The following is a 16587-nucleotide window of genomic DNA, read 5'->3' as shown; positions in this document are numbered from 1 at the left end:
TAAATCAGAATTTTTTACTGGATTGCTTCGTCAATTACTTACGTAATTTCCGCGCAATGACGACTCTTTATGCTACCTCCCTACTCTTGCTTCCTTAGCCTCTACGCACTTAGCCATAGTGACCGAGTTTTTGCTAATTACGTCAGTCATGTAATAATTACTAGGCTCCGTAGTTATAGGCTCTTTTGATAACTTATCTTTAGCGCTAAATTTAGCAAATTTACTCTCTACAATTTTATCAATATTAGCAAATATCTTATATTCTTTAGCAAGTTTGGCTCTTACTTCTTGTAAATCACTCATTCCGATATCTAGTTTCAGATAACCGGCAAGCTCTTTAATAATTTCTATATCTTCTTTAGCTGTTCCTACAAGCGATACTGCTTTTTCTGCTATTTGCGGTCTTCCTTCTAAATTTACGTAAATTCCGCTCTGCTCTGTATAAGCAGCCGCAGGTAAAATTACATCAGCATTCGCAGCACCTGAATCCCCATGATGTCCTTGATATACTACAAAAGCCGATTTCAGCTTATCAAATGAGACGGCATCCGCTCCAAGCAGATAAGCGAGTTCCAGTGCCTCAAGCTTAATAGGATTATTCAAACCAACGTCAAGACCGCCAACTATAGAAGCATGATTATACAATATATTAAAGCCCTTCCAATCATCACGCATAATATTATATTCAGCCACTATCTTATGGATAAGCGACAATATAGCATATCCGTCATCTCTCACATATACGCCATCACCTACTATAATCATCGGATATTTTACTGCTTTTAAAGCTTTTGTAAACTCATGAGTACCAATAGCTAGCTCCTCAAGAATCTTAATATCACTTCCTAGATCCTGAATTCTATAAGTTTGGTTATGTCCTTCACCTATTCTTGCTACTTTTAATGAACCGGCGCGCACTTTCTTTCCTATTCGGCTATTTAACACCGGAGCTATCTGCCTTGGATTTGCTCCGATTAGTAAACATAAATCAGCCTTTTCGACACCGACAATAGTTGTATTAAATAAGTAGTTTCCTCGCTGCGTAGTATCTATTTTATAGTTAAACTGATTAACACTATAATTATTACAGCCAAGATTTTGCATTAATGTTTTCAGCATAAACATTGCTTCAACAGAAGCAAGAGAACCTGCAATAGCAGCAATTTTCTTCGGTTTTACGGATTTAATTTTATCTGTTATCGTCTTTAAGGCTTCGCTCCAACTAGCCTCTACTAACTTACCGTTTTTTCTGATATAAGGGCGATCTAAACGCTGATATTTCAAACCGTCATAACTAAAACGGTTTTTATCAGCAAGCCATTCCTCATTTATTTCTTCATTAACACGAGGTAATATTCTCATTACCTCATCGCCTCTACTATCTATACGAATATTGGAACCTTCGGCATCATGTACGCCAATGCTAGCGGTATGTTTTAGTTCCCATTTACGAGCTTTAAAGGCATAAGGTTTGGAATTTAAAGCACCGACCGGACAAATATCTATCATATTACCAGAAATTTCAGAATCGAGTGTTTGCTCTAAATATGAAGTTACCTCCATATGCTCGCCACGATGGATAGCTCCCATTTCTTCTATTCCGGCTATATCATTTGCAAATCTAATACATCTTGTGCATTGTATACATCTAGTCATCGCTGTTTTAATCAGCGGTCCCATATATTTATCTTTAATAGATCTCTTATTTTCATGGAATCTATTAGTACCTTTGCCGTATCTAAAAGCCTGATCCTGCAAATCACACTCACCTCCTTGGTCACAAATAGGGCAATCTAAAGGATGGTTAATAAGTAAAAACTCCATCACCCCTTCACGTGCTTTTTTGACCATCGGTGTATCGGTGTGAATAACCATACCGTTACTTACCGGCATTGCACAAGCAGCTATAGGCTTTGGTGATTTTTCCATTTCAACCAAACACATACGGCAATTACCGGCGATTTTTAAACGCTCATGATAACAAAAATGAGGAATTTCTTTACCTGCTTGTGTACAGGCTTGATAAACGGTGCTACCTTCTGATATTTCTATTTCAGAACCGTCTACGTTCAGTTTTATCATCTTATTTAATCCAATACGTCATAGGGTTTGGGTATGCCTGATCCGCTATCATATATTTAAAACCTGTGGCAACACGAAGTACATACCAAACAGCGAGTGCAAAATATAGTACTACTCCAATAATGATAAACGTAAATATGAAACATACAATCCACCCAAGTACCACAAGGCAAAAAGTACGAAATAACAACACATAATGACTAGTAGCAAAGTTATCACCTTTATCTTTATTGAGATATGCAAAAAATACTCCAATTAACGGTAATATCGGTGCTACTATCCCACATAGATATAATATATATACCACAATTAGGTTCTTCTTACCACTCTCGGTATATTCTTTAAGATGCTTGTCCATATACTTTTCCTTTTTTACTTCTCAATTTCATCTTTTAATCTTTGTATTTCTTTCATAGGTAATTCGGTAATTTCATGAATTTCTTCTATAGATTCTGTTTTCATTAACATCTTTTTTGCTATTTTTTCCATAGCTTTCTCTTCGCCTCTTTCTTCAGTCCTTTTAATAGCACTAGCTTCAATTCTAAACCAATTTAAGCGGTTTTCATATTCTTCTCTTTTTCATCACTTAAATTTATTACTTCAAGCACATTTAATGCTTTCTTGAGCTCTTTACTGTTTAATTCTTTAGGAAGCTTATCTTTATTTAGCAAATCATTTCTAGTTAAAAAAACAACCCATATATCTAAAGCATTCTTTACTTTTTTACTATATCAGATAATTCTTCTTTGATGTTATCAGTAAACTTATTGAGTTCTATAGTGTGTAGCTCTATATCCTCAAAATATTTTAAACCGGTTTCATATTCTTTCAACCTAAATATATTATGATATTTATCAATATTTGTGATGCCGGTAAAATTAAGTATATGGATTCCTATCGTTTTGTTTAATTCTGAATATCTAGAACCTTCTTTTAGCTGTCCAACATATAGCTTTGCCCAATAATATAAAGCTCTTTTATCATAATTTGCTTCATCCTTTACTTGAATTTCGATATTAAATATTTTACCTCTTTCGCCTTTAGCTTTAATATCTAAAACAGAAAGCTTATCGTTTAAAAAACTCTTTGGATTATATGGATTAAGTAGAGTTACTTCTTTTACCTGATCTTCCTTGGTTACTATCGAATTAATAAGCGATATTAATAAATCTTTGTTTTCTTCTACTCCAAAGATTTTCTTAAATGCCAGATCTACTCTTGGATTAACTCTATACATAGTTATTTTTTTAAACTCTCTACCACAAAATGCATGATACTGCCGTGCTGTATATAATTTATCTCATTATCCGTAAATATTTGCAATATTAAATCGATTGTTCTTGTTTCGCCAGTTTGTTTTTTTATCACGCATTTAACAGGATTATAAGGCTTTATTGGTTCACTTAAGCCTATGATATCAATAGTTTCTGAACCGTCTAACTTTAAATCTAATCTTGTATTATTGCCGGTAAAAGTTAGCGGTAAAATACCCATACCAACTAAATTTGAACGATGTATTCGCTCAAAGCTCTCGGCAATCACTGCCTTTACACCAAGCAGTTGGGGCCCTTTTGCCGCCCAATCTCTAGACGAACCGCTACCATATTCTTTACCGGCAAAAATCACTACCGGTACATCATTAGATTTATAGTCCATAGCCGCATCGTAAATAGTTTGCTGCGTACTACTTAATTGGTTTATAGTAAAGCCGCCTTCTACTGCCTTACACACTTCGTTTTTTATACGGATATTAGCAAATGTGCCACGCATCATCACTTCATGATTTCCTCTACGTGATCCGTAAGAGTTGAAATCTAGAGGCTCTATATGATGGTCCGTTAAATATTTAGCAGCAGGGCTGGTGTTACTAATACTTCCTGCCGGCGAAATATGATCGGTAGTAATAGAATCACCGAAAATTGCTAGAATTTTTGCAGATTTTATATCTTTTATACTATTCTTGCTGCCTATATCCTCAAAATAAGGTGGATTATTAATATAGGTACTATTCTTACTCCAGTTATAAGTAGAACTATTAGTAACCTCTAGACTTTGCCACTCTTTTGTTCCACTAAATATATCGGAATATTTTTCTATAAACATAGAGGAATTAATTGAATTTGCAATAACTTCATCTATCTCTTCTTTACTTGGCCAAATATCTTTCAAATAAATATTTTTTCCTATTGGTTGGCTATTTAAATCTATATTAAGGGTGCCGCTAAGTGCATATGCTACGACTAAAATAGGCGATCCGAGATAGCTCGCTTTAGTAAGGGGATTAATTCGCCCTTCAAAGTTCCTATTACCCGATAAAACGGAAGCAATAACTAACCCGTTTTTATTAATAGTTTCCTCTATTTCCGGATTTAAAGGACCAGAATTACCGATGCAAGTAGTGCAGCCATAACCTACTAGATTAAACCCTAGCTCATCTAAATATTTATCAAGACCGCTAAGCTTCAAATATTCCGTTACGACTTTTGATCCAGGAGCAAGAGAAGTTTTAACCCAAGGCTTTACCTTTAACCCATGTTCTAGTGCTTTTTTGGCAAGAAGTGCTGCACCAATCATCACGCTAGGATTTGAGGTATTAGTACAGCTAGTGATCGCTGCAATTACCACATCACCGTTACCGATTTCGTAATTCTGATTTGCTACGGCATATTTTTTATCAATGCCTTTACTTTCTATACCGAAATTCGGCAATTCATGTTTAAAACTACTTGCTACATCGTTTAAATTTACCCTATCTTGCGGACGTCTTGGCCCGGCAAGCGAGCTATGTACCGTAGATAAATCTAGCTCTAAAATTTCAGTATATTCTGCCTCATGCTCAAAATCATACCAAAGATTCTGCTCAGTTGCATATTTCTCTACTAATTTTATTTGTGCTTTTTCTCTACCTGTTAGCTCTAGATATTTTATAGTTTCTTGATCAATCGGGAAAAAGCCGCAAGTAGCACCATATTCAGGCGACATATTAGAAATAGTAGCACGGTCGGCAATCGTTAGGTTTTTCAAGCCCTCACCGTAAAACTCAACAAACTTACCTACTACTTTCTTTTTCCGCAACATCTCGGTAACGGTTAAAACTAAATCGGTTGCTGTAGATATACCTGTTAATTTTCCTGTTAGTTTCACTCCGATTACTTCCGGTAAAATCATAGTAAGCGGCTGACCGAGCATTGCAGCTTCTGCTTCTATTCCGCCAACTCCCCAACCAATTACCGACACTCCATTTACCATAGTTGTATGGCTATCCGTTCCAACTAAACTATCAGGATAAGCAAGTCCGTCTTTATGCCACACGACTTTTGCTAAATATTCTAAATTGACCTGATGACAAATACCCGTACCAGGCGGCACTACTTTAAAATTATTAAATGCCTGCTGCCCCCATTTAAGAAATGCATAACGCTCTATATTACGTTTCATTTCCATTTGCACGTTTTTATCGAATGAATCATTAGCTGCATAAGAATCAACGCTTACTGAATGATCTATTATCAAATCAACAGGAATAAGCGGATTAATTTTTAACGGATCGCCTCCTATTTTCTTCATCGCATCACGCATAGCAGCCAAGTCTACAATAGCAGGCACACCGGTAAAATCCTGCATCAAAACTCTTGCCGGCATAAAATCTATTTCTGCATCGGATTTTTTAGTGTTCAGCCATTCTTTAAATACAAGTAAGCTTTCTTTATTACCACTGGTACGTAGCACGTTTTCACATAATACTCTTAAACTGTAGGGGAGCTTTTTTAAAGGAAGTTCGATATCGCTTGCCGCTTTATTTATATCATAAATTTTGTATGAACTATTATCGACTGATAACTCTTTTATATATTCTGAATTATGCACTTTTGACATTTGTTTCTCACTTGATATTCGTTATGTTAGTAACATCACCGGCTATGTCATTCCTGCGTAGGCAGGAATCCAGTACAAAAAGTATAAATACAGTATACTTTTAAAACTAAAAGCTCGATTTATCTTGGATTCCCGCTTCCGCGGGAATGACATAAAAACTAGAAATAATTATTACAATAACCTTATCCCAAAACGTAGATTTTTTAAACAAACTAAACAATTCTCAGCTATAAGCTGAGAGGTTATAAAGTGGAATCAATTAGAAATCGATCATCATTAATAGGCTCACCTTCTTGCTCATCAATATACTGCTGATTTCATCAGTAATATTACCCGAACTAATTGCCATATAACCTCTAGCCCAAAAATGATTGCCTCAAAACTGCTTGCCCAAATGAGCAAATTCTTGCAATAATATTCTTGAGCTACTACCCTTAAATACTGCACAATTTTGCTAAGTGTTATTTGCGGTCTATACGAGATAAACATATGAACATGATCACAAGCTACTTTGCCTAAAATTATATGTACTTCATGTTCCATACAAATCCGCCTCAATAAATCTCTAGCTCTCTCCGCTACCTTTCTCGTTAATACCCTCTTTCTATACTTTGGTATCCATATAATGTGTACTTTCAAATCATACTGGCTATGGCTACTTTTTCTATAACTCCTCATATCTCTTTATAAATTCGTTGCCAAGGCAACTTCATTATATCTTCCCTTCGCCTTTAGGCGAAGGGATTTCTCATCCCCGATAGGGACATTAATGTTGTTCTGATAAAGGTTTTTGAAGACCCTGAAGCTTAGTTGCTATCTCCGCTTCACTTAAATTCGTAACGTTAATAGCCGTTTCTGTAGCTATGTTAACATAACTGCCCTTTACTTCGGTTACACCGCTGGAAACAAGATAAGTAATTTGTGGGTTGTGTATATCATCTATATAAACCTGTACTAAACCGGCTTTTAAACTAACGATCATCGGAGCGTGATTCGATAGCACACCAAACATACCATCCTCACCCGGCATTGTTACCATTTTAGCTTGCTTTTCAAATGCAATACTTAAAGGAGTAATTATTTTGACTAGAATTGTTTCGTTCATAGAATAATATAGTAAAATTACTATGTCATTACGAGGAGCGAAGCAACGTAGCAATCCAGAAAAATAATAAAAAAATGCTATAAATTAGCATTTTTTACTGGATTGCTTCGTCAATTACTTTGTAATTTTCCTTGCAATGACAGGACAACTGATCCACGCGACAATGCCACGTGGGAATGACATAAACATTACTTCAAAATCTTCGCTTTCTCAATAGCCTCATCTATAGTTCCGACCATATAAAAAGCAGCTTCCGGTAAATCATCATATTTACCCTCTACCAATCCTTTAAAACCTGCGATAGTATCAGCTAGATTAACAAATTTGCCTTCAGCTCCGGTAAATACTTCGGCGACATGGAAAGGCTGTGATAAGAAACGCTGTATTTTTCTAGCACGCGACACGGTTAGTTTATCTTCTTCGGATAGCTCATCCATACCTAAAATAGCAATGATATCCTGCAATGATTTATAAGTTTGTAAAACCTGCTGTACTTGTCTTGCTACGCTATAATGCTCCTCACCGACAATCATCGGGTCAAGTACCTGAGAATTACTATCTAACGGGTCAACTGCTGGATAAATTCCAAGCTCGGCTATCTGACGGCTAAGTACCATTGTAGCATCTAGATGTGCGAAAGCAGTAGCAGGAGCAGGATCAGTTAAATCATCCGCCGGTACATATATAGCCTGCACGGAAGTTATTGAGCCGTGCTTAGTAGAGGTGATACGCTCTTGTAGTGCTCCCATATCGGTAGCAAGAGTAGGCTGATACCCTACCGCTGACGGAATCCTACCAAGCAGTGCCGATACTTCAGAACCTGCTTGAGTGAAACGGAAAATATTATCTACGAAAAACAAAACATCTTGCCCCTCATTCATATCTCTAAAACTTTCCGCAATGGTCAGACCGCTTAACGCAACTCTTGCCCTTGCTCCCGGCGGCTCGTTCATTTGTCCATAAACAAGAACTACTTTTGAATTTTCCGGTTTCTCAAGGTCAATCACACCCGAGTCAATCATTTCATGGTAAAGATCATGACCCTCTCTAGTTCTCTCACCGACTCCTGCAAATACTGTATAACCGCCATGTGCCTTAGCTACGTTATTAATAAGTTCCATAATTAACACGGTTTTACCTACACCTGCACCGCCGAATAATCCTATCTTACCGCCTTTAGTATAAGGAGCAAGTAAATCAATAACTTTAATACCGGTTACTAATATATTACGCTCGGTTGACTGATTGGTAAAATCAGGAGCAGACTTATATATAGCAGAAATATTTGAGCTTTTAATGTCTCCTTTACCGTCAATCGGCTCACCTACAACATTCATAATACGCCCAAGCGTCTCAGTACCTACAGGAATACAAATAGGACTACCTGTATCTATTACTTCTACACCCCGCACTAATCCTTCAGTAGAATCCATAGCAATACAACGCACCGTATCATCACCTATATGTTGGGCTACTTCCAGCACTATCCTTTGTTTATCGTTATAGCACTCTAGAGCATTTAAAATTTTCGGTAACTCACCGTTATTCGTAAATTTTACATCCACCACCGCTGAAATAATCTGAGTAATTTTACCGATATTTTTTGTCATAATTTTTTCTGTTAAGATAATGTTCTTACATAGTTGCCCATGTCATTCCCGCGTAGGCGGGAATGACATAATACACATATCTACACCGCCTCAGAGCCGGCTACAATCTCTATCAACTCCGTAGTAATAATAGCCTGTCTTGATCTATTCAACTTTAAAACTAATTTACTTATTAAATCATTAGCATTATTTGTTGCATTCTCCATAGCGGTCATTCTAGCTCCCTCTTCACTTGCTCTACTTTGTAGTAAAGCATAATTTATTTGGGAATTCACATATAAATTAATTAGATTAGAAATTAGATTTTCTCCCTCATACTCATAATGGTCATTCTCTATTTTAGAATCATCATGATCTTTTTCTACCGGTAAAACCTGTTGTCTAGTCATAATTTGAGTCATTGCGTTCTTGAATTTATTAAAATATATCACACAATTACTAACTTCTAGATTTACGACTAGCGACATAATTTTTTGTTTTACTTGCAGCATCAGATTTTCAGCATGAATGTTGGGTAACTCAAAATAACTATCAATATAATTTGCATATTGCCTTTTTAGTGCTTCGTAACCTTTTTTTCCTATAATGATAAGCTTTATTTGTTCGCCTTTATTTTCTAACTCTTTAATATCATTCTTAACTTGCTTAATTATACTGTAATTAAACGTTCTACACAAACCACGCTGTGATGTCATAACTATCAATAAATTTGCTTTATTCGGTATAGTATTAAAAAATTTCTGCTCTTCTATAGATAGCTCATACATGTCAATTGATACTATATCGGACATCATTTTACTAATAGCCTCAATATAAAAATTTGAATTGGCTATTTGATTTTTTATTTTTGCCATTTTAGAAGCTGATACTAATTGCATTGCTTTAGTAATCTTTTGTGTAGATTTAACGCTTTTAATTCTAGTTCTTAATTGCTTTAAATGTGACATATAGTTTTTTGGTTTTCCATTGTCATCCCGTGGCTTGTACCTGTGGGGTCCAGTATTTTTAACTTATTTTACTGGATGCCGTGATCAAGTCACGGCATGACACAGTAGGCTTTTACAAAATTTTCTAAAAATGCTTTTAGTTTCTGCTCGGTTTCTTCGGTTATACGTTGCTCATTTTTTATTGATTCCAAAATATCTTTTTTATTTAACCTTATCTCCGTAAGGATTTTATCTTCAAATGCTTTGACTGTCTGAAGCGGTACATCATTTAAATATTTTTTAGTTCCGACATAAATACTTATTATTTGTTCTTCTACCGGAAAAGGATTATATTGAGCTTGTTTTAATATCTCAACTAATCTTTTACCGTGATCGATTTGTGCTTTAGTGGCAGGGTCTAAATCTGATCCAAATTGCGAGAAAGACTCCAGCTCTCTAAATTGAGCAAGTTCTAGCTTTACCGAACCTGCTACCTGCTGCATAGCCTTTATTTGTGCTGCAGAACCAACGCGACTTACTGAAATACCGACATTAACGGCAGGTCTTACACCTTTATAAAATAACTCACTTTCTAAGAAAATTTGACCGTCGGTAATTGAAATAACATTCGTTGGGATATAGGCAGATATATCACCTGCCTGCGTCTCGATTATAGGAAGAGCAGTCAGTGAACCGCTGCCTTTTTCCTTTGACATTTTAGCAGCTCGCTCAAGCAATCTTGAATGCAGGTAGAACACGTCACCGGGATATGCTTCTCGCCCGGGAGGTCTTCTAAGTAATAATGAGATTTGTCTATATGCGACGGCATGCTTACTTAAATCATCATAAATAATAAGTGCATGCATACCGTTATCACGAAAATATTCGCCCATACTACAGGCAGAATAAGGGGCAATGAATTGAAGAGATGCAGCTTCCGAAGCAGTAGCCGAAACAACGATTGTATAGTCCATTGCTCCGGCATCTTCTAGTTTTTTTACTATCTGTGCAACACTTGATTTTTTCTGCCCAATAGCTACATAAATACAATAAATTTTATCGCTTTCATTAGTAAGTGAATGAGCTTGTTTTTGATTAATAATAGTATCAACCGCTATCGCCGTTTTTCCAGTTTGTCTATCACCGATTATTAACTCTCTTTGCCCTCTACCTATCGGAATTAACGAATCTATAGCCTTTATTCCGGTTTGTACAGGTTCGCTTACGCTCGTTCTTTCTATTATGCCCGGAGCTTTCATCTCGATATGTCTGTACTCTTTACTTGCAATATTGCCTTTGCCGTCAATAGGGTTACCAAGAGCATCAACAACACGACCAAACAAGGCTTTTCCTACCGGTACTGCTAACACTTCTTTAGTTCTTTTGACATTATCTCCTTGCTGTACTTGGTTATCATCGCCCATAATTACAGCACTGACGCTATCATGCTCCAAATTTAAAACAAGCCCCTTAACACCGGATTGAAACTCTACTACTTCACCGGATTGTACATTAGCAAGACCATAAATTTTAGCAATACCGTCACCGACTGAGATTACATGCCCTACTTCTTCAATCTCACTTAAGCAATTAATATTAGCTATTTCCTTTTGTAATATTTCAGCCACTTCAATAGGCTTTAGTTTCATGTGGGATGACTCCTAATTACGCATTGTCATCCCGTGGCTTGACCACGGGATCCAGTTAAAAATAACAAAATAATATACAGCTTTAGATTGCTTATGGATCCCGTGGTCAAGCCACGGGATAACAAGAGTACTCAAGCAACAATCCTAACTTTCTTTAAAGTTTTCGTTATTTTTTCTAAACTACCTTTTATTGAGTAATCTTGCAACATACTATCATATTTAATTACAATACCGCCAATAATAGTACTATCTATATCAAATAATATTTCTGTTTTTTGATTTAATTCTTTTTCTATACGAGATTTAATCCACTCCTGCTCTTTAGGTTGTAACTTATTTGCAGAAATAACCTGAACTATCTTTATGTTTTTACTTTCATATAGTAAAGTATTATAAGTATCTACTATATTAGATAAAATAGCAGTACGAGAATTTTTTACCAATAACAATAAAAAATTTTGTACTATTGTGCTAATTTTGATATTTTTTGCTAACGCATTGACTGCGTTAATTTTGTTGTTCTTATTTACTATAGGAGAAAATAGGAACTCTCTAATATCAATATTATCGGTAATTATACGATTTATAGCGGTAATTTCTTCAAAGATTTTATCTTGTATATTATCAACCATAGCGTTATTAAATAACGCCACTGCATAATTCTCGATTAAATTATCTTTGTTCATACATGTATTGCCCTATCATAAGCAACGAGTACTGACTCGTGCATCATTTCCGATAAAGTCGGATGTGGGAAGATAGTATTAATTAAATCCAACTCTGTTGCTTCTAAATTTTTTGAAACCACATATCCTTGTATTAATTCTGTTACTTCCAAGCCTATCATATGAGCACCGAGCAACTCACCCGTCTTAGCATCAAATATAGTTTTAATTAAGCCATCGCTATCACCGATTACTAAAGCCTTACCGTTAGCCATAAAAGGAAACCTACCAATTTTTAATTCATAGCCTAAAGCTTTCGCTGCTTCTTCCGTAAATCCGACGCTTGCTATTTGCGGCGAAGAATAAGTGCAACCCGGTATATTATGCTTATTGATAGCATGGGGTTTTAAGCCCGCTATGCTTTCTGCTGCAATAATACCTTCATGGCTTGATTTATGAGCTAAACAAGGCACTCCTGCTACATCGCCTATAGCATAAATTCCTAGTTCTGCAGTTTGCATTAATCCGTTAGTAACTATATAACCATTTTCTACTTTAACTTTGGTTTTTTCTAGTCCTAAATTTTCTGTATTCGCCGTAATACCTACTGCCATAAGTAAGATTTCAGCTTGTAATTTTTGTGTTTTACCGGATAACTCTAACTCAACTTCTATCTTATCTTTTGATTTTGTTTGCTTAATTAATTTAGCATTTGTAATAATTTTTATTCCCTTTTTCTCAAAATTCTTATGAGCGATTCCGGCAATTTCCGTATCTTCAGCAGGTAATATTCTATTATGTGCCTCAATTATGGTAACATCCACACCAATACTATTATAAAATGAAGCGAATTCTATACCTATTGCGCCTGAGCCGACAATAATCATAGATTTCGGCACATGATGCGGTATCATAGCTTCTTTTGAAGTCCATATTTGCTTGCCGTCAGGCTCAAAGCCTTTTAAAACCCTAGATCTTGCTCCGGTAGCTATAATAATATTCTCTGCTTTTACTGTAGGTTTATTCTTTATATTTATTACCTTATTTCCTGCAAGACTTGCTACTCCGTCTATCACGGTAACTTTATTTTTTTTCAATAATAACTTAACACCACCTGCAAGCTTATTTGAAATCTCTCTTGAACGCTCAACTATTTTCTTAATATTGATTTCAGCACCTTTAGAATCAATTCCATAATCTTTAGCGTGTTTTATATATTCAAAAACCTCAGCAGATTTAAGCAAGGATTTAGTCGGTATACACCCCCAATTAAGACATACCCCTCCTAAATGTTCTTTTTCTATTAATACAACTTTTTTCTTTAATTGTGCTGCTCTAATTGCTGCAACATATCCACTTGGACCACCGCCTATGACGGCGACATCATATTGTTCCATTTTATTTTTGTTTTGTTTATTTTGTCATCCCGCAACTTGATCACGGGATCTAGATTTTGATTCTTTGGATCCCGCAATCAAGTCGCGGGATGACTAAGTATTACTAAACCATACTACTCTTCAACATCCATCTGTTTTTTTCATGCACCTTAATCCGTCCAATAATCATATCGGCTGTACTCTCGTCGCCCTCTGCTTGTGCTACTTTGAGTCCCTTATATAATGTATCTCTAATAATATCTTGATCTTTTGTTAGACTTTTAAGCATTTCGTTTGCTGTTACGTTTGGATTTGCCTCATCTATAGATGCAAGTTTTATTAAATTTGATAATGCTGGGACTTTAGCACCTAAACTTCTCACTCTCTCAGCAAGTTCATCTAAGCTTTCAGCTAAATCTTCATATTGTCCTTCAAATAATAAATGTAGACTTCTAAACTCCGCTCCTTCTACATTCCAATGATAATTCTGTGTTTTAAAACATAAAGCATAACTATCTGCTAAAATTTGTTCTAAAGCTTTTACTACTTGCATAAATATCCCTCAAATTTCTATGAACTTTTTGACTTTATAACATTTCTTTAGATACTTCAAGAGATAACAGGGTTTATATAAATTCCTGATATATTGCTTTTCTGTGTTTGATTGCAATAATAATTACCGTAGATGTTTCTTGTTCAATACGGTATATAATACGGTAATCACTTACTCGGAGTATTCTATGACCTTTCAAACTATAGCGTAACGGTTTACCAAAAGCTATGGGATCAAACATTAATCATTCTTCAATTGCGCATTTGATAAGAGTTTTTGCATTGGAGGAAAGCATTGGGATATGCTTATTTGTTACTTCTTCTAGATAACGTATTTTATAATTCATTTCCACGCTTCTTCGTGATAGTAAGTTTTAGCATTCTCTTTATCAAGCTTTTTAGCAACTTTTGACAGAAATAAATCTTCTCTCATTTCAAGAGCTTCAAGTGTTAATTCTCTGATTAAACTCGATAAAGACTTATTTTCTTGAACTGCTAAATTACTAGGCAAAGTGGAAATTACCGGCTCAAAAGTGATATTAACTCTTGGACTTTTAGACATATAGACTTATTTTTATTGATTAGTATTATTATTGTAACATTTTTACATCACTCAAACAATAAAATTATCAATTCAGACTAAAATTGCAATGATTATATATTAATTTTTATTAGTAGTTTCTTGACTACTCTATTAGTTTTATCTATTGTGCCACTTTAATGTAAAACTTAAGGATGGAAATAGAACGGCATGAATTACATATTACACTTTTCGTTAACTACCGTAGCAAAACTTACTAATACAATAAAAACAATTGGTGATCAAGGATACCGCATGCTTACAATAGGACATAATGTGGCAAGTTACTATCTAACTACTAACCTTAGTTTAAGTGAACAGACTTGCCATAAAGAGAATGTATTAACAACCATGTGTAGTAAAGGAATTGCATTATTAAATACTGAAACAAGAAATTTGGTATTTGAAGGAATGTTCAAAATAAAGGAAGTATTAACTGCAAATAAAGCTATTATTACAGCGATTAATGATAATGGGCAAACTATACGGGATTATATATTGCAAAAACAAGGTGATAAGACTTATATATATGAGGAACGCTTGCTTAAAATATGTCAAGAAAATCTTCAAGACAATCTTACTATTGAGGGTATACTTAATATCGCAGAGGATAATAACCCTATTATAGGAGATATTAAAGGGTGCGAAATATTTGAAGTAGAGAAAGAAAATGCTCTACAGGCGCTTCACTCAGAAATAAAGGATTTAATAGCTAACCCGATATCTAGCACTACTCAAGCAAGTGATATTAATACAACCGAAGGATGGATAGAGTCCATAACAGAATATTTATCGGAAATGACAACTAATGCAATCAATCACACAATAACAAATTCTACTGCCGAAATTTCTGAACCAATCTTTTCCGATAACACTGAAAGTTGGACTAAAACGGGAATAAATTTAATTACTAACACCGTAGCAAACTTTACTAATAACGCTTTTAATACAACTTACAGCTCTCAAGAAAATATGTTTGATGAGCGTGATAACGATAATTCCTTAGTTGCATATATAGGCATTGGTACAGCTGTAGCTGCCTCCATAGTTGTTGCAATAGGTGCAGGAGTAACTTGGTATTGCGTTAGAAGTAACAACGCAAAAAAAGCTAAATTAAAACAATATATTGATGAAATTGAAGCTACAGGAGCTGCTGCTATAGCTGAAGATCAACTTGCTGCTAACACTAATGAAGAGCATGACGTTCCGCCTACGGTAGAGATGACCGGACTCTCCTATACAGACGCAGATACTCCTGTATAGATCACTTAGGTTCTTACTTTTTAATCAACAACCAATAGCAAATTCACTGTTGGTTGTTCCTCGCAAATAAAAATTGAGATGTACACAAAAAACTGTTCTGTCATTTTTTTGTAGCCAACCTATAAACCATCCAATTGTTGTTTATCTTTTAACTTTATGGTTCTATCTCGGCTAAGTTTATTACCGCTGCCTGTTTTACCGTAAAGCTTCCAACCATCTACAAAATCTTCAATAAATAAGATATTTTTAGTCATTTCCTGAGCTTGAACGCTTACAGGCAATTTATTATCTTCTAGTTTTTGAAGAAAAGTTAATTGTTCTTCCGGTGAAATTTCTAAAGAACTAGAAAGCCATGCATTAGTTAAACCGTTATTCTTTCCTTTATCTCCTAAAATATCATGATTACCATAATCAAATTTCGTTACATAATCACGAAATTTTTCCATACCTCATTCTTTGGTAATAACCTGCGCGTACCAAAGACAGCTATTCTTCATCCAGTCTTTAGGAGTATGTGGCTGTTTCCAAACTCTAGCATATCAGCATAACCATCTTTAAAAGGTAATTTTGGATGAGTTTCATCAATTAAAAATTCATCATCATAACCCATTAAACTTATAGCAATTTTAAATGTTGAGCATGGAGCATAACGAGACTCGCAATGACCTGCCCGTTTAATAAATTTATCATTTTCTTTCACTAAAAAACAATCAGCTTTAGTTATAAAATGTATAGTAAGTGATATTACGACAGTTAATAAAACAATTTTTTCATATAACTAAACACCTCTCAGCTATAAGCTGAGAGGTTATAAAGTGGAATCGATTAGAAATCGATCATCATTAATAGGCTCACCTTCTTGCTCATCAATATACTGCTGTATCATTTCATCAGTAATATTAC

Annotated in this window: 17 protein-coding genes and 3 pseudogenes; 1 reads left to right on the top strand and 19 read right to left on the bottom strand. The window is 35.1% G+C overall.

Annotated elements, in window-relative coordinates:
• Positions 1-72: 72 nt before the first annotated feature.
• The 16 genes and pseudogenes from nuoG to ACKTSD_RS01740 form a co-directional block, all read right to left on the bottom strand.
• Entirely contained in the window at positions 73-2082 is a 2010-nt protein-coding gene (nuoG, locus tag ACKTSD_RS01815) for an NADH-quinone oxidoreductase subunit NuoG (protein WP_412707746.1), read from the bottom strand.
• 1 nt (position 2083) lies between these two features.
• Positions 2084-2440 carry a DUF4870 family protein gene (locus ACKTSD_RS01810; protein ID WP_412707745.1) on the bottom strand — a complete coding sequence of 119 codons (357 nt, stop codon included), beginning with the start codon at positions 2438-2440 and terminating at the stop codon, positions 2084-2086.
• Positions 2441-2454: 14 nt separating this feature from the next.
• Positions 2455-2571, bottom strand: coding sequence for an inorganic polyphosphate kinase (locus ACKTSD_RS01805; RefSeq protein WP_412707744.1), 117 nt, complete (start codon positions 2569-2571; stop codon positions 2455-2457).
• A 226-nt stretch (positions 2572-2797) separates the two neighbouring features.
• Entirely contained in the window at positions 2798-3319 is a 522-nt protein-coding gene (locus ACKTSD_RS01800) for an Rpn family recombination-promoting nuclease/putative transposase (protein ID WP_412707743.1), read from the bottom strand.
• 2 nt (positions 3320-3321) lie between these two features.
• Positions 3322-5958, bottom strand: coding sequence for an aconitate hydratase AcnA (acnA, locus tag ACKTSD_RS01795; protein ID WP_412707742.1), 2637 nt, complete (start codon positions 5956-5958; stop codon positions 3322-3324).
• A gap of 242 nt (positions 5959-6200) precedes the next feature.
• Positions 6201-6636 (bottom strand): annotated as a pseudogene (tnpA, locus tag ACKTSD_RS01790) (IS200/IS605 family transposase).
• A gap of 88 nt (positions 6637-6724) precedes the next feature.
• Positions 6725-7063, bottom strand: a complete 339-nt coding sequence (locus tag ACKTSD_RS01785; RefSeq protein ID WP_412707740.1) for a F0F1 ATP synthase subunit epsilon — start codon at positions 7061-7063, stop codon at positions 6725-6727.
• Between the two features lie 188 nt (positions 7064-7251).
• Entirely contained in the window at positions 7252-8673 is a 1422-nt protein-coding gene (gene atpD / locus ACKTSD_RS01780) for a F0F1 ATP synthase subunit beta (protein ID WP_412707739.1), read from the bottom strand.
• Positions 8674-8753: 80 nt separating this feature from the next.
• On the bottom strand, positions 8754-9620 hold the full coding sequence (atpG, locus tag ACKTSD_RS01775; RefSeq protein ID WP_412707738.1) for an ATP synthase F1 subunit gamma: 867 nt from the start codon (positions 9618-9620) through the stop codon (positions 8754-8756).
• 89 nt (positions 9621-9709) lie between these two features.
• A complete protein-coding gene (atpA, locus tag ACKTSD_RS01770) occupies positions 9710-11248 on the bottom strand; it encodes a F0F1 ATP synthase subunit alpha (protein WP_412707737.1) in 1539 nt (512 codons plus the stop codon).
• Between the two features lie 12 nt (positions 11249-11260).
• Positions 11261-11383: a hypothetical protein gene (locus ACKTSD_RS01765; RefSeq protein ID WP_412707736.1), complete on the bottom strand. Its 123-nt coding sequence runs from the start codon at positions 11381-11383 to the stop codon at positions 11261-11263.
• A complete protein-coding gene (gene atpH / locus ACKTSD_RS01760) occupies positions 11380-11934 on the bottom strand; it encodes an ATP synthase F1 subunit delta (RefSeq protein WP_412707735.1) in 555 nt (184 codons plus the stop codon). Before atpH ends, ACKTSD_RS01765 begins: the two co-directional genes overlap by 4 nt.
• On the bottom strand, positions 11931-13310 hold the full coding sequence (gene lpdA, locus ACKTSD_RS01755; RefSeq protein WP_412707734.1) for a dihydrolipoyl dehydrogenase: 1380 nt from the start codon (positions 13308-13310) through the stop codon (positions 11931-11933). Before lpdA ends, atpH begins: the two co-directional genes overlap by 4 nt.
• A 103-nt stretch (positions 13311-13413) precedes the next feature.
• The gene (locus ACKTSD_RS01750; protein WP_412707733.1) at positions 13414-13842 is read right to left on the bottom strand and encodes a Dps family protein; all 429 of its coding nucleotides are present in this window, start codon (positions 13840-13842) and stop codon (positions 13414-13416) included.
• Positions 13843-13915: 73 nt separating this feature from the next.
• The gene (locus tag ACKTSD_RS01745) at positions 13916-14083 is read right to left on the bottom strand and encodes a type II toxin-antitoxin system RelE family toxin (protein WP_412707732.1); all 168 of its coding nucleotides are present in this window, start codon (positions 14081-14083) and stop codon (positions 13916-13918) included.
• A 101-nt stretch (positions 14084-14184) separates the two neighbouring features.
• The gene (locus ACKTSD_RS01740) at positions 14185-14403 is read right to left on the bottom strand and encodes a DUF6290 family protein (protein WP_412707731.1); all 219 of its coding nucleotides are present in this window, start codon (positions 14401-14403) and stop codon (positions 14185-14187) included.
• Positions 14404-14676: 273 nt separating this feature from the next.
• On the opposite strand from ACKTSD_RS01740, the gene ACKTSD_RS01735 reads away from it, so the two are divergent.
• The gene (locus ACKTSD_RS01735; RefSeq protein ID WP_412707730.1) at positions 14677-15684 is read left to right on the top strand and encodes a hypothetical protein; all 1008 of its coding nucleotides are present in this window, start codon (positions 14677-14679) and stop codon (positions 15682-15684) included.
• A gap of 78 nt (positions 15685-15762) precedes the next feature.
• On the opposite strand, the pseudogene ACKTSD_RS01730 reads toward ACKTSD_RS01735, so the two are convergent.
• The 3 genes and pseudogenes from ACKTSD_RS01730 to ACKTSD_RS07815 form a co-directional block, all read right to left on the bottom strand.
• Positions 15763-16130: pseudogene (locus tag ACKTSD_RS01730) on the bottom strand (penicillin-binding transpeptidase domain-containing protein); the annotation flags it as partial.
• Between the two features lie 47 nt (positions 16131-16177).
• Positions 16178-16384: a penicillin-binding transpeptidase domain-containing protein gene (locus tag ACKTSD_RS01725; RefSeq protein ID WP_412707729.1), complete on the bottom strand. Its 207-nt coding sequence runs from the start codon at positions 16382-16384 to the stop codon at positions 16178-16180.
• A gap of 108 nt (positions 16385-16492) precedes the next feature.
• A pseudogene (locus tag ACKTSD_RS07815) lies at positions 16493-16587 on the bottom strand (IS200/IS605 family transposase); the annotation flags it as partial.

This window comes from Candidatus Rickettsia kedanie, assembly GCF_045865205.1.
Classification (GTDB): domain Bacteria; phylum Pseudomonadota; class Alphaproteobacteria; order Rickettsiales; family Rickettsiaceae; genus Rickettsia; species Rickettsia australis.
The sequence above is the reverse complement of the archived record's forward strand: the minus strand, read 5'-3'. Positions and strand labels throughout refer to the sequence as shown.

Coding starts and splice junctions, on each gene's coding strand:
- nuoG (WP_412707746.1), bottom strand. CDS start 2,082: ATGATAAAACTGAACGTAGACGGTTCTGAAATAGAAATATCAGAAGGT.
- ACKTSD_RS01810 (WP_412707745.1), bottom strand. CDS start 2,440: ATGGACAAGCATCTTAAAGAATATACCGAGAGTGGTAAGAAGAACCTA.
- ACKTSD_RS01805 (WP_412707744.1), bottom strand. CDS start 2,571: ATGGAAAAAATAGCAAAAAAGATGTTAATGAAAACAGAATCTATAGAA.
- ACKTSD_RS01800 (WP_412707743.1), bottom strand. CDS start 3,319: ATGTATAGAGTTAATCCAAGAGTAGATCTGGCATTTAAGAAAATCTTT.
- acnA (WP_412707742.1), bottom strand. CDS start 5,958: ATGTCAAAAGTGCATAATTCAGAATATATAAAAGAGTTATCAGTCGAT.
- ACKTSD_RS01785 (WP_412707740.1), bottom strand. CDS start 7,063: ATGAACGAAACAATTCTAGTCAAAATAATTACTCCTTTAAGTATTGCA.
- atpD (WP_412707739.1), bottom strand. CDS start 8,673: ATGACAAAAAATATCGGTAAAATTACTCAGATTATTTCAGCGGTGGTG.
- atpG (WP_412707738.1), bottom strand. CDS start 9,620: ATGTCACATTTAAAGCAATTAAGAACTAGAATTAAAAGCGTTAAATCT.
- atpA (WP_412707737.1), bottom strand. CDS start 11,248: ATGAAACTAAAGCCTATTGAAGTGGCTGAAATATTACAAAAGGAAATA.
- atpH (WP_412707735.1), bottom strand. CDS start 11,934: ATGAACAAAGATAATTTAATCGAGAATTATGCAGTGGCGTTATTTAAT.
- lpdA (WP_412707734.1), bottom strand. CDS start 13,310: ATGGAACAATATGATGTCGCCGTCATAGGCGGTGGTCCAAGTGGATAT.
- ACKTSD_RS01750 (WP_412707733.1), bottom strand. CDS start 13,842: ATGCAAGTAGTAAAAGCTTTAGAACAAATTTTAGCAGATAGTTATGCT.
- ACKTSD_RS01745 (WP_412707732.1), bottom strand. CDS start 14,083: ATGTTTGATCCCATAGCTTTTGGTAAACCGTTACGCTATAGTTTGAAA.
- ACKTSD_RS01740 (WP_412707731.1), bottom strand. CDS start 14,403: ATGTCTAAAAGTCCAAGAGTTAATATCACTTTTGAGCCGGTAATTTCC.
- ACKTSD_RS01735 (WP_412707730.1), top strand. CDS start 14,677: ATGCTTACAATAGGACATAATGTGGCAAGTTACTATCTAACTACTAAC.